Source organism: Ruegeria sp. YKSF57 (assembly GCF_059612585.1).
Genome location: NZ_JBXWQW010000013.1, coordinates 68,425 through 79,898, shown reverse-complemented (window position 1 = coordinate 79,898; position 11,474 = coordinate 68,425). Strand labels below are relative to the sequence as shown.

At 61.4% G+C, this 11,474-nt stretch carries 13 protein-coding genes; 7 read left to right on the top strand and 6 right to left on the bottom strand.

The window, feature by feature from the left end; genetic code table 11:
* The coding region (locus AC2FLX_RS07850) for a proline racemase family protein (RefSeq protein ID WP_496875403.1) at positions 1–181 on the top strand (181 nt) is incomplete at its 5' end.
* A 90-nt stretch (positions 182–271) separates the two neighbouring features.
* Positions 272–865, top strand: coding sequence for a bifunctional nicotinamidase/pyrazinamidase (pncA, locus tag AC2FLX_RS07845; protein WP_496809817.1), 594 nt, complete (start codon positions 272–274; stop codon positions 863–865).
* Between the two features lie 2 nt (positions 866–867).
* On the opposite strand, the gene AC2FLX_RS07840 is transcribed toward pncA, so the two are convergent.
* Genes AC2FLX_RS07840 through AC2FLX_RS07830 form a run of 3 tightly spaced genes read right to left on the bottom strand, consistent with a single transcriptional unit; the run spans position 868 to position 2,956 of the window.
* A complete protein-coding gene (locus AC2FLX_RS07840; RefSeq protein ID WP_496809818.1) occupies positions 868–1,605 on the bottom strand; it encodes a VOC family protein in 738 nt (245 codons plus the stop codon).
* On the bottom strand, positions 1,602–2,210 hold the full coding sequence (locus tag AC2FLX_RS07835; RefSeq protein ID WP_480748892.1) for an enoyl-CoA hydratase/isomerase family protein: 609 nt from the start codon (positions 2,208–2,210) through the stop codon (positions 1,602–1,604). Before AC2FLX_RS07835 ends, AC2FLX_RS07840 begins: the two co-directional genes overlap by 4 nt.
* Complete coding sequence (locus tag AC2FLX_RS07830) at positions 2,207–2,956, bottom strand: SDR family oxidoreductase (protein WP_496809824.1); 750 nt, start codon at positions 2,954–2,956, stop codon at positions 2,207–2,209. The genes AC2FLX_RS07835 and AC2FLX_RS07830 overlap by 4 nt, the downstream gene beginning before the upstream one ends.
* Positions 2,957–3,091: 135 nt before the next feature.
* Between AC2FLX_RS07830 and AC2FLX_RS07825 the strand changes: the two genes are divergently transcribed.
* The 5 genes from AC2FLX_RS07825 to lpxK all read left to right on the top strand — a co-directional run bounded on the left by AC2FLX_RS07825 (position 3,092) and on the right by lpxK (position 9,146).
* On the top strand, positions 3,092–4,615 hold the full coding sequence (locus AC2FLX_RS07825) for a DUF2125 domain-containing protein (RefSeq protein WP_480748893.1): 1,524 nt from the start codon (positions 3,092–3,094) through the stop codon (positions 4,613–4,615).
* A gap of 183 nt (positions 4,616–4,798) precedes the next feature.
* Complete coding sequence (locus AC2FLX_RS07820) at positions 4,799–6,145, top strand: TldD/PmbA family protein (protein ID WP_496809819.1); 1,347 nt, start codon at positions 4,799–4,801, stop codon at positions 6,143–6,145.
* Positions 6,132–6,929 carry a 3'(2'),5'-bisphosphate nucleotidase CysQ gene (locus tag AC2FLX_RS07815; protein WP_480748895.1) on the top strand — a complete coding sequence of 266 codons (798 nt, stop codon included), beginning with the start codon at positions 6,132–6,134 and terminating at the stop codon, positions 6,927–6,929. Before AC2FLX_RS07820 ends, AC2FLX_RS07815 begins: the two co-directional genes overlap by 14 nt.
* Entirely contained in the window at positions 6,926–8,161 is a 1,236-nt protein-coding gene (locus AC2FLX_RS07810; protein ID WP_496809820.1) for a 3-deoxy-D-manno-octulosonic acid transferase, read from the top strand. The genes AC2FLX_RS07815 and AC2FLX_RS07810 overlap by 4 nt, the downstream gene beginning before the upstream one ends.
* Positions 8,148–9,146 (top strand): tetraacyldisaccharide 4'-kinase, encoded by a 999-nt coding sequence (gene lpxK / locus AC2FLX_RS07805; RefSeq protein WP_480748897.1) that lies wholly within the window; start codon positions 8,148–8,150, stop codon positions 9,144–9,146. Before AC2FLX_RS07810 ends, lpxK begins: the two co-directional genes overlap by 14 nt.
* On the opposite strand, the gene AC2FLX_RS07800 is transcribed toward lpxK, so the two are convergent.
* From AC2FLX_RS07800 to AC2FLX_RS07790, 3 genes are read right to left on the bottom strand one after another with little or no spacing between them, the layout of a single operon-like run.
* Positions 9,147–10,259 (bottom strand): CaiB/BaiF CoA transferase family protein, encoded by a 1,113-nt coding sequence (locus tag AC2FLX_RS07800; protein WP_496809821.1) that lies wholly within the window; start codon positions 10,257–10,259, stop codon positions 9,147–9,149.
* Complete coding sequence (locus tag AC2FLX_RS07795) at positions 10,259–10,924, bottom strand: DsbA family protein (protein WP_496746890.1); 666 nt, start codon at positions 10,922–10,924, stop codon at positions 10,259–10,261. Before AC2FLX_RS07795 ends, AC2FLX_RS07800 begins: the two co-directional genes overlap by 1 nt.
* 13 nt (positions 10,925–10,937) lie before the next feature.
* Entirely contained in the window at positions 10,938–11,444 is a 507-nt protein-coding gene (locus AC2FLX_RS07790) for a DUF721 domain-containing protein (RefSeq protein ID WP_496809822.1), read from the bottom strand.
* Between the last annotated feature and the right edge of the window lie 30 nt (positions 11,445–11,474).

Sequence of the window (11,474 nt, the reverse complement as noted above, 5' to 3'; positions counted from 1 at the left end):
GTCGATCATTGGTTCGCGCTTCACCGGCAGGATCGTCGGCACCACGCAACTTGCCGATCGCCCCGCAATCATTCCCGAGATTTCAGGCCGCGCCTGGATCACCGGCATCCATCAGCACATGCTGGACCCCGAAGACCCCTGGCCCTCAGGCTATCGCCTCAGCGACACATGGGGCGCATAGATGCCGAACGACACCCGGCAAGGCGTTTCGGAACGTTGACGCCGGACAAGGCGCCGCTTACCCCTGAATAAACAACCTGGAGACCCGCACATGACCCATGCCCTGCTCGTGATCGACGTTCAAAACGATTTCTGCCCCGGCGGTGCGCTTGCGGTGCCGCAAGGGGACGAGGTCATCGCGCCCATCAACGCCATGATGAGCCGGTTCGATGCGGTAATCCTGACGCAGGACTGGCACCCGGCAGGCCATTCCTCCTTCGCCAGCTCACATTCCGGCAAAACTCCGTTCGAGGTGACAGAGATGCCATATGGGCTGCAGGTTCTGTGGCCCGATCATTGCGTTCAGGGCACCGGCGGCGCCGCGTTTCACCCCGAACTAAGAACAGATGCCGATCTGATCCTGCGCAAGGGATTTCGCGCGGCCATCGATAGCTATTCCGCTTTTTTCGAAAACGACCACACAACGCCTACCGGGCTTGAAGGCTACCTGCGCACGCGCGGGATCACCGCCCTGACGATGGTCGGGTTGGCCACTGATTTCTGCGTCAATTACTCGGCCGTGGATGCAGCGAAACTGGGGTTCGACGTCACCGTGAAACTGGACGTCTGCCGCGCAATCGACCTGGACGGCTCACTTGCCGCCGCTCACGCGGATATGCAGAAAGCGGGCGTCCGCCTGGAGTAAGGTCAACCGGGCAACAACGGATCCCCAAAGGCATCTGTGGTCACCTCGCAAAGCCCTTCGATTTCCAATCCCAGATAGTCCGGCACGGGGGCGAACCGCGCTTGAGGAATATGTTGAAACTCCAAGGTCGTATAGGGTCGTTTCCACAGCCATTCCCGGTTCTCGACAGCCCAGAGGTCAGGATCTGGCGGTGTCTCATCCGTAAAGGCGTAAAAATGCAGGTCAAATCCGAAAGCCGCCACATCCTGCCGTGACAACAGGCGCAAGCCGAGTGATTTGCACACCTTTTCTTCGACCTGAATATCGCCCGTGCGCAAGGTAATTTGCCCGATGCCGGCATTGGAAAACGGATGTCCGGGCGTCGTCGCTCGTTCTGGTCGGTTGCCCTCGAAATCATGTTGGAGAAGTTCGATTGCGAACCCCTCCGGATCGGCCAGATGGCACATATATCCGATATCCACGAACTGAGCCGGATCGCTGACGGCTACGCCCCGGTCCCGCAGATGGGCGACGGCCAGATCAACATCGGGCAAGGTGATGCCGATTTTCCAGTATCTCTGTCCCCGGTCAGCGACATATCCACCGCCACCGGGAAGCAACAAAAGATCGGCATCCTGCCCGGCATACCCGACGCGCCAGCCTTCGCCCGCGGGGGTTGTTCCCATGCCCAGAACATCGGAATAAAAACGCGCCAGTCCCGCTGGGTCGGCCACACGCAGCCGGACGGCTGAAATCCTCATCCGCACATCTCCGCGATACCCGTGGCGATTTCAGGTTTCGCGGCAAGGCTGTCGGCAACCAGATCGCGGGCAGTTGCCATCAGCGCATCGGCTTCGACAACCCGGTCCACCAATCCAAAGGTATAAGCCTCTTTTGCGGTGATCTTTTGACCCGCCATGAATATGAGCTTTGTCCGCGCCGGGCCGATCAGGGCTGCCATTCGCCTGGGGTCGGAAGGTTGCGGCAGAAACCCAAGCTTCATCACCGGATAAAAGAATTTGGCCGACGGCACGGCAACGCGCAGATCGCAAGCCAGCACCATACCATTCGCACCCCCGGCAAGCGTGCCGTTTAGCGCGGCCACGGTCAGACAAGGCAGCGCGGCGATAGCGCCCGAAAGTCGCTCCCACACGTTCGATGTTGCAAGCCCGGCCCGCGCCTCGTCCAGATCGGCCCCGGCGCTGAACACCTTTCCGATCCCGGTCAGGATCAGCGCCTTGGCATCCACGGCGGCCTCGGCAATAACCGCCAGATCCTCAAGCATCGCCCCGGTCAACGAATTGGCTTTGTCGGGGCGGTTGATGGTCGCGATCCAAAGCCCGCCTTCTTTGGTCAGTTCGATCATGCCAAACCAACCCTCTTGCGGATGCCCTCGTCCCGCAGCGAAATCTCGGTGCCGACATATTCGTCGGCATCCTCGGAACACATCCACAACAACGCCCGCGCGGGCCAGTCGGCGGGAATGTGTGCCTCCCAATCCAATTGACTGACCGGGTTGATGCCGCTGGCCTTGATTTCGCGCTGCATTTGGGTGGCGACCGTTCCCGGCGAAAGGCCCATCGCGCGGATGCCGTGGTGCCCCTCTTCAAGATGCAGGCACTCGGTCAGCATCGTAGCCCCCGCCTTGGAGGCGCAATAGTGGCTCCACGCCTCGATGGGGTTGTGCGCCGCCCCCGACGAGATGGTAAGGATCGATCCGCCACCGCCCGCGCGCATTACCGGCAGCGCGGCGCGCATGCCGTAGAAAACGCCTTTGAGATTGACGTCGATGACATGTCCCCACGCCGCCGGGTCTGCCCGCGACAGATGAGAGATCGGCTCGATCGCGCCGGCATTTCCGATCAGAACATCCAGCCCGCCGAACCGAGCCACGCAGGTGGCCACCGCCGCCTCGACCTGCGCGTAATCGCTGACGTCACACGGCACGGCGACGGCTTTTTCGCCAATTTCCGCCGCCAACGCCGAAATCTGCGCCCCGCCCCGCGCAGCCAGTACCACGTTCGCGCCCGCCGCGGCAAATACGCGCCCCGCTTCGGCGCCAATTCCACGGCTTGCGCCAGTGATCAGAACGGTTTTGCCCTGCATATCCATGAGGATGCCCTCTTTAAATTCCATCTGTCGCAAGTCGTAGCCCGCAAAGGGGGAAAGGGTCCAGCCCTTGCCCCCTTGACGCCCGCGCCCTCAAGCCCGACGATGCGCGCGAAATTGATCGAGAAGGGTTCTCTTATGACTGCTTTCTATCGCCGCAGCTGCGGTGCCGTGCTTGCCTATGTTGTCGCAACCCAGGGCGCGTGGGCCGACCTGACCGCAGCCGACGTTTGGGCTGACTGGCAAGCTTACCTGGGCGGCATGGGCTATGAAGTGACCGGCGAGACAAGCAATTCGGGTTCCGTCATGACGATCGCCAACATGGCGATGACCATGGAACTGCCCGAGGAAGACGGCCAGTTCTCGATGACGATTCCGTCCATGACACTTACCGAGAATGGCGATGGCACGGTTACCGCGGGATTCCCCGCCTCTTTTCCGATGGTCATCGACGGAAAATCCGAGGGCGAGACGTTTCGGGCAGAACTGACCTATTCGCATGATGATCTGAACATGGTGATTTCCGGCACGCCCGAAGACACAACTTATGACTATGCCGCCAACCGTGTCGGCGTTGCGCTGACCTCGGTTGACTTCGATGGTGAAACGCTTCCGCCCGAGGCGCTTTCAGCAGCCATGAACATGGTCAATGTTGCGGGCAAGTCGCAGATGAAAATCGGCGAGATGCGCGACCTCACGCAAAGCATGACAGCCGACAGCCTGACCTATGATGTCGCCTTTGATGATCCCGAATCCGAAGACCAGGGCAAGTTCAAGGGTACAATGAACGGCCTGAGCTTTGAGGGCACAGGAACGATTCCCAAGGAATTCGATCCCGCCAATTACAACAGCCTTGTCGAGTCCGGCTTCGACTTTGACGGCAAATTCACCTTTACATCGGGGGCGGGCGAAATCGCAGGCGTCGGTGATGGCCAGCAGTTCGAGATGTCCAGCCAATCCGAAGGGGGTGATTTCGCAATTGCCATGGATGCCGCACATATCGTGTACGATATCGCTCAGAAAGGCGTCAAAATTGCTGTCTCAACCGCGGACCTGCCCTTCCCGATCGAACTGGCGATGGCAAGTGCCGGGATCAAGTTCGACATTCCGGTTCAGGCATCTGACGAAGAACAACCCTTTGCCTTTGCCATGAACCTGACCGATTTCACCATGTCGGATATCCTGTGGGGCATGTTCGACCCGGCGGGCGCGCTGCCGCGCGATCCGGCAACCATCGCCCTCGACACAAGTGGAACGGCCAAGATCAAGGTGAACTTCCTTGACCCCGCCGTGGCCGAAACACTGGACGCAACCGATGCGGCTCCGGGCGAGCTGCACTCGCTCAGGATCAACGAGTTGATTGTCTCGCTTGTCGGGGCAAAGCTGACCGGCACAGGGGATTTCACGTTCGACAATTCCAACCTTGACGCCTTTGACGGTGTCCCCGCCCCGTCGGGCGAAGCAAACCTGCAATTGGTCGGGGCCAATGCGCTGATCGACAAGCTGATCTCAATGGGCTTTGTATCCGACGAAGACGCGATGGGCGCCCGGATGATGATGGGTCTGTTTGCCGTGCCGGGGGACGCGCCGGACACGCTGAACTCGAAAATCGAGATCAACGACCAGGGGCATGTGATGGCCAATGGCCAGCGGATCAAGTAATCTGAATTTCACGCCGCAAACAAAGGGCTGCCGATGTGGCGGCCCTTTTTTGTTTGCTTTGGCACAAGCCCTTCCGGATCGGGTCGCAACCCGATTCATCACCGATATGCAGCATTCTTTGGTCATCGGGCCTTGCGGCACGAACAGGGCAAGGCTAGGTCCAGAATAGACGACGGAGGCCATATGAAACGGACACCCGAAGAAATCAGCCACGCGCTTTTGGATGCGGCCCGCAAGGCGGGCGCGGATGCCGCAGATGCCATTGTGATCGACGGGTCCTCGGTTTCCGTCGAAACCCGTAACGCGACGCTGGAAAAGGCCGAGCGGTCCGAAGGTGTCGATCTTGGGCTGAGGGTTTTTCTGGGCAAGCGACAGGCCATCGTGTCCAGCTCCGACAGTCGGCCAGAAACCCTCGCCACAATGGCCGAACGCGCGATTGCCATGGCCCGCGAAGCGCCAGAAGACCCTTATGCCGGACTTGCTGGCTCGGATCAGATCATCAAGACGTGGTATGTCGAACCGCTGCAGCTGTTTGACCCCACGCCCGAACCCAGCGCCGAGGCGCTGATGCAGGACGCACTGGAAGCCGAGGCCGCGGCGAAAGCTGTAAAAGGCGTGACACAAGTGTCAGATGCGGCGGCGGGCTATGGCGTGCATCGCGTTCATCTGTGTGCGACAAACGGTTTCTCCGGGGGCTATGCACGATCCAGCCGCTCGATCTCTTGCGTCGCGATTTCCGGCGAGGGCACAGGGATGGAGCGCGACTATGACGGTGACAGCCGCACCTTTCAATCCGACCTTCGCTCCGCGCGGGACATCGGACAAACCGCGGGAGAGCGCGCAGTGCAGTTGCACGGTGCGCGAAAGCCCCGCACGGGAACATTTCCGGTTCTGTTCGACGAGCGCATATCCTCTTCGCTGATCGGTCATCTTGTGGCGGCCAGCAACGGCGCGGCCATTGCGCGGGGGGCCTCGTGGCTCAAGGACAGTCTGGGCGAACATGTGTTGCCCGACGCGTTGTCACTGGTCGAAGACCCACACCGTCCCCGCATATCGGGCTCGCGCCCCTTTGATGCCGAAGGGTTGCCAACCGCAAAACGTGCGATCGTGAAAGACGGCATTCTGACTGGATGGACGCTGGATCTGTCCAGTGCGCGCAAGCTGGACTTGCCCGCAACCGGCAACGCCGTACGCGGCGTATCAGGACCACCGTCGCCCAGCAACTGGAACCTGAGTCTGACACAAGGCAGCCAAAGCCGCGATGATCTGTTGCGCGACATGGGGACCGGGCTGTTGGTGACCTCGATGATCGGGTCGACCATCAACCCCAATACCGGCGACTATTCCCGGGGCGCATCCGGCTTTTGGGTCGAGAACGGCGAAATCTCGTATCCGGTCAATGAATGCACCATTGCGGGAAATCTGCGTGACATGCTGCGGCGGATCATCCCGGCCAATGACGCACGCCCCTATCTGTCCCGCGTGGTCCCGTCACTTCTTGTCGAAGGGATGACCCTTGCCGGAAACTGACCTGTCCCTGCTCGTCGAGGCCGCGCTCGAGGCCGGGCGGATTGCCACCCGGTATTCGGGCGATACCGCCCAACGCTGGGACAAGCCGCAAGGCGGCGGACCGGTGACAGAGGCGGATCTGGCCGTCAACGCCATGCTGGAACAACGGCTGCCCTCGGCCCGGCCCGGTTATGGCTGGCTGAGCGAAGAGACCGAGGATAACGACGACCGCCTGCACCGCGAGCATGTGTTCATCATCGACCCGATCGACGGCACCCGCAGCTTTGCCGAAGGGTCGAAAACATGGGCGCATTCCCTGGCCATTGCCCGCAATGGTGTCGTGACCGCGGCAGTGATCTATCTGCCGATGCGCGACCTGCTCTACGCCGCCGCTGAGGGTGAAGGTGCCACGCTGAATGGCGCAACCATCAGCACGACCGGAACGGGCGATCTGGAAACGGCAGAAATTCTTGCGGCCAAGCCCAACCTGAACGGGCGTCATTGGCGCGGTGGCGAGGCGCCCACGTTTGTAAGGGCCTACCGGCCGTCCCTCGCCTATCGCATGGCGTTGGTCGGACAGGGGCGTTTCGACGGAATGCTCACGCTGAGACCAAGTTGGGAGTGGGACATCGCCGCTGGCGACCTGATCCTGCGCGAGGCGCAGGGGGCCTGCACCGACAAAAAAGGCCAGGCTTTGCGTTTCAACAACCCTAACCCCAGGCTTGACGGTGTTGTCGCGGCAGGGCAACGGCTGCATTCGCTGCTGCTTGCCAAACTCGAGCCGGACGAGGGTTGGACGACATGAGCCGATCACGCTCGCTCAGCCTTAAGGCCTATCGGGTATTGTCCTGGCGCGGCACGAAACCCGATAGCGGCGGCGCGCCACCGCGCCCCAAAGGCGACGTCTTGTGGGTTCATGTGGCAACCCAAGACCACGTTGCCCCGGTCAACGACTTCTGTCGCCATCTTCTGAACCAAAAACCCGATCTGTCCGTGATGCTGACTGTGCCCGACAGTTCTGCCCTGGCAAACTGGACCGGCATTATCGCACCGGTGTTTCAATTGCCCGCCGACAACACAAACTCGGTGCGCAGATTCCTGGATCATTGGCGCCCGGATATGGGTTTGTGGGTCGGGGGCGGTTTGTTACCCAACCTTGTGGCGGACGCAGCGGATCGCAACATTCCCATGATCCTGATGGAAGGGGACGCGGATGTCGTGATCCCCCGCCGCCATCGGTGGCTACCGGAAATTCCACGCCACACCCTGAACTGCTTCCAATCCATCCTGACCACCAGTGACGACAAGGCACGGCAGATCCGTCGGCTTGGCGTTCCGTTCTCCAAAGTATCCATCTCTGCCCCGCTGAAGGTCAGCCCGAACCCGCTTCCATGGCCCGAGGACGAGCTGATCGAAACCAATCACGCGCTGTCCAGCCGCCCGATCTGGCTGGCCGCCTGGGTTCAGGACAAGGAATTCATCACGGTTCTGACCGCTCATCGCCATGCGCTGCGTCTGCTGCCCCGTCTGGTGCTTGTCCTGCACGTCGCCGACGCAGCAGAGGCCGGGCCGTTGCAAGCGCGGTTGAAAGCCATGGATTTGCGCTGCGCCGACTGGGACGCGGGCGATGCGATCGAAGACAACACCCAGGTCATTCTTTGCGCCGACCCTCAGGATCTGGGCCTGTGGTATCGCGTGTCACCGCTGACCTTTCTGGGCAGTTCGCTGGAATACGGGGCATCAGGGCAAAACCCGCTGGATGCGGTGGCGTTGGGTTCAGGCATCATTCATGGCCCCTTTGTCCGGCACCACACGGACGTCTACGCCCGTCTGGCGAATGCCAAGGCCTCGCGCATCGTGCGATCCGCCGACGAGCTTGGCCGGGTCGTCGTTCATCTTCTGGCCCCTGATCAGGTCGCCGATATGGCCCTGGCCGGCTGGCAGGTCGTCAGCGAAGGGGCGCAGTTGATGGACCAGTTGACGGATATGGTGCAGGAAACGCTCGACAAACGGAGGGTGGGCGATGCGGGCGCCTGAGTTCTGGAACACACCCGCCGACCGTCTGGACTGGCGGGCGCGGCTGTTGAAACCGCTGGGCGGGATATATGCCCGCGCCACGGCGCGCAGGCTGGCGGCGGGCGACGGGGATCACCCCGGCATTCCGGTGATCTGCGTCGGCAACCTCAACGCCGGGGGTACTGGAAAAACCCCGACGGTCATCTGGGTGGTCGAACAGCTGCGCGATGCGTGGCACAAGCCGCATGTCGTCACCCGTGGTCACGGCGGATCACTGGAAGGCCCGGTTCGGGTCGACCCCTCGCGCCACACTGCGGACCAGGTCGGGGACGAGCCTTTGTTGCTGGCCGCCTTTGCCGAAGTTTGGGTCGCGAAAGATCGTGCCGCCGGGGCGCGGGCAGCGGCGGCGGATGGTGCCAGCGTTATCGTTCTGGATGACGGGTTTCAAAACCCAACCGTGCGCAAGGATCTTTCCTTCATTGTCGTGGATGCGGCGCGGGGTTTCGGCAATGGGCTGTGCCTGCCTGCCGGTCCCCTGCGCGAACCCGTCGATACCGGCCTGCGCCGGGCCGATATCGTCCTGTCGCTCGGACCACCCGAAGCGCAGGAGCAATTTGCCCGGCTATGGGGATCAAGGCTCATCATCCCGCACGCCACAGGAGAATTGAAGCCGCTGCAAACCGGCATGGACTGGAGCGGTACGACCGTTCTTGCCTTTGCCGGAATCGGACACCCGGACAAGTTCTTCCGAACCCTGCGTGGGCTGGGGGCCGACTTGAAACGGGCCGAAGCGCTGGATGACCATCAACCGCTGACGCCCGCGCTCATGAGCAGGCTGGAACACGAAGCGAAACTGCTGGGTGCACAGATGGTCACCACCGAAAAAGACGCCGTACGTCTGCCGCCCGCATTTCGCAGCAAGGTCATAACCCTGCCCGTTCGCCTGCAAGTCGAACAGGCCGACATGGTGCGCGACATGATGCTGGTCAGGGCGCCGTCGCCCTGATCAGTTGTCCTCGCCCAGTTTGGGCGCAGCCCGCGTCAGGGCCAGCTCAGCGCCTGAAAAGACAAACGGCGACCGCACCCCCGGCACACCGTCCAATTCGATCTGCATGCCGCGTGCAATCACTTGCGGGTCTGCCATGACCTCGTCCAGCGTGTTGATCGGACCGGCCGGTATGCCCTCGGCTTCGCAGGCGGCCAACAGATCGGCCTTGCCGCGCTGCGCGGTTGCCCCGTTCAGCCGCGCAATCATCACCCGGCGATTTGCCAGACGGTCCTTGTTGCGCAGAAACTCGGGCGCTTCGGCCATGTCATCAAGTCCCAGAACCCGGCAAAGCCGCTGATACTGCCGGTCGTTACCGGTTGCGATGATGATGTGCCCGTCGGCGCAGTCAAAAACCTGATATGGTGCCAGATTGACATGGGCATTGCCCATCCGCTCGGGCGCCTTTCCCGTGGTCAGATAGTTCAGCGCCTGATTGGCGGTCACGGCCACCGCCACATCCAGCAGCGCCATGTCCACCTGTTGTCCCTTGCCTGTGCGCAGCCGCTGATACAGCGCCGCCAGCACCCCGGCGACGGCATAGATACCGGTAAACACATCCGTAATCGCGACGCCGGCCTTTTGCGGTTGGCCTTCGGGTTCACCCGTGATCGACATCAGCCCCGACATGCCCTGAATGATAAAGTCATACCCTGCGCGATGTGCATAAGGCCCGGTCTGACCAAACCCTGTGATAGAGCAGTAGATGAGGCGCGGATTGATTTCCTTCAGACTGTCATAGTCCAGCCCGTATTTCTTCAGCCCGCCAACCTTGAAGTTCTCGATCAGGATATCCGCGTCCGCGACCAGGTCGCGCACGCGCTGTTGACCCTCGGGCGTCGAAAAATCCACCGTGACCGATGCCTTGCCCCGGTTTGCCGAGTGGTAATAGGCCGCCGAAACATCCTCGTCCCGGGTTACGAATGGCGGACCCCAGGCGCGCGTATCGTCTCCCGCCGGGGATTCGACCTTGATTACCTCCGCGCCCAGATCGGCAAATGTCTGGCCCGCCCAGGGGCCAGCCAGAATGCGTGCCAGTTCGATGACCTTCAAACCGGCCAGAGGGGCCGACATCAGTTGCCCAGCTCGTCTTCGATCAGTTTCTTGAAATCGGCATAGGACTGGTTTTCGACCTTCTTGCCGTTCACCACGAAACTCGGGGTTGCGCTGATGTCGTCACGCTCGGCGTTTTCCTGATACCAGGCCACAAGGGTTTGCGCCTTGGTCGAATCCTGCAGACAGGCTTCAAGCTGTTCGTTTTCGATACCCGCAAGCCGCCCGATCTTGCGCAGCTCGTCCACCACTTCGCTTGGACCACCCGCACGCGCCCATTCCGATTGGCCGTCAAAGATCAGATCGGTGATACCAAAGAACTTGTCCGGCCCGGTGCAGCGCGCGATCATCGAAGCCCACAAGCCGAACCGGTCGAAATAGACCTCGCGATAGACGAACTTGACCTTACCAGTGTCAATGAAGTCCTTTTTCAGTTCCTTGTAGGGCCCCGCGTGAAACGCGGCGCAATGGGGGCAGGTGTACGAGGCGTATTCGATGATTTCGACCGGCGCATTCTCGTCGCCCTGAACCATCTCCACGATGGTCGAGGTATCGATATCTGCTTCCTGCGCGTTGGCTTCGGCCACCAGCGGAATCGAGGGACCCCCGGTTGGAGTGCTTGTCAGCCAATAGGCCCCTGCGGCCACGGCGATAGCCGCACAGATCACGGTTGCAATTCGGGTCATGTCCTGCCCTTTCTCAGCTTTTTTGTTTGGATAATACGTTGCGGCCCAGCCGTTCAAGTGCGGCGCGCAAATCATTGTCGTGAACATCGCTTGCGGCCTTGTCGGCCTCGGCAGCGATTTCGGGTGCGATAACGGGTTTTTCGGTCTTCGGCTTCGGTTGGAAACTGGCCTGACCTTCGGCAAACCCGGTCGGCGCGGTCTGAGTGATGCGTACCCGGCTGATCGCGTTGTAGCCGTAGACGGCATTCACCCTGGCGCGCAGCTGTTCCTTCTGCATTTCCAGCATCGGCGCCTGCGGACCGGTCGTCAGAACGGTCAGCGTCGCGCCAAAACCGCCCTTGCCATAGCCGATGTTGACCGGGCGCGCGATTGCCGCGATATCCTGCCCTGCGATTTCGGGCCAATGGGTCAGCAGCCGCGACACCGCAAACCCGCGGCTTTCCCCGGCGCGCCGGATCTGGTCATTCAGCAGCGTCGCGGTGCGTTTGAAACCGCGTGTGGTCGATGGGCGTGGCGGCATCTGGTTTCCGACTCCTCGTCCGCTATTGTA

What these genes read in the sequence shown, in the direction of transcription:
- AC2FLX_RS07800 (WP_496809821.1), bottom strand. Translation starts at nt 10,259, where the DNA reads ATGTCGGCCCCTCTGGCCGGTTTGAAGGTCATCGAACTGGCACGCATT.
- pncA (WP_496809817.1), top strand. Translation starts at nt 272, where the DNA reads ATGACCCATGCCCTGCTCGTGATCGACGTTCAAAACGATTTCTGCCCC.
- AC2FLX_RS07810 (WP_496809820.1), top strand. Translation starts at nt 6,926, where the DNA reads ATGAGCCGATCACGCTCGCTCAGCCTTAAGGCCTATCGGGTATTGTCC.
- AC2FLX_RS07840 (WP_496809818.1), bottom strand. Translation starts at nt 1,605, where the DNA reads ATGAGGATTTCAGCCGTCCGGCTGCGTGTGGCCGACCCAGCGGGACTG.
- AC2FLX_RS07790 (WP_496809822.1), bottom strand. Translation starts at nt 11,444, where the DNA reads ATGCCGCCACGCCCATCGACCACACGCGGTTTCAAACGCACCGCGACG.
- AC2FLX_RS07835 (WP_480748892.1), bottom strand. Translation starts at nt 2,210, where the DNA reads ATGATCGAACTGACCAAAGAAGGCGGGCTTTGGATCGCGACCATCAAC.
- AC2FLX_RS07825 (WP_480748893.1), top strand. Translation starts at nt 3,092, where the DNA reads ATGACTGCTTTCTATCGCCGCAGCTGCGGTGCCGTGCTTGCCTATGTT.
- AC2FLX_RS07795 (WP_496746890.1), bottom strand. Translation starts at nt 10,924, where the DNA reads ATGACCCGAATTGCAACCGTGATCTGTGCGGCTATCGCCGTGGCCGCA.
- AC2FLX_RS07830 (WP_496809824.1), bottom strand. Translation starts at nt 2,956, where the DNA reads ATGGATATGCAGGGCAAAACCGTTCTGATCACTGGCGCAAGCCGTGGA.
- lpxK (WP_480748897.1), top strand. Translation starts at nt 8,148, where the DNA reads ATGCGGGCGCCTGAGTTCTGGAACACACCCGCCGACCGTCTGGACTGG.
- AC2FLX_RS07820 (WP_496809819.1), top strand. Translation starts at nt 4,799, where the DNA reads ATGAAACGGACACCCGAAGAAATCAGCCACGCGCTTTTGGATGCGGCC.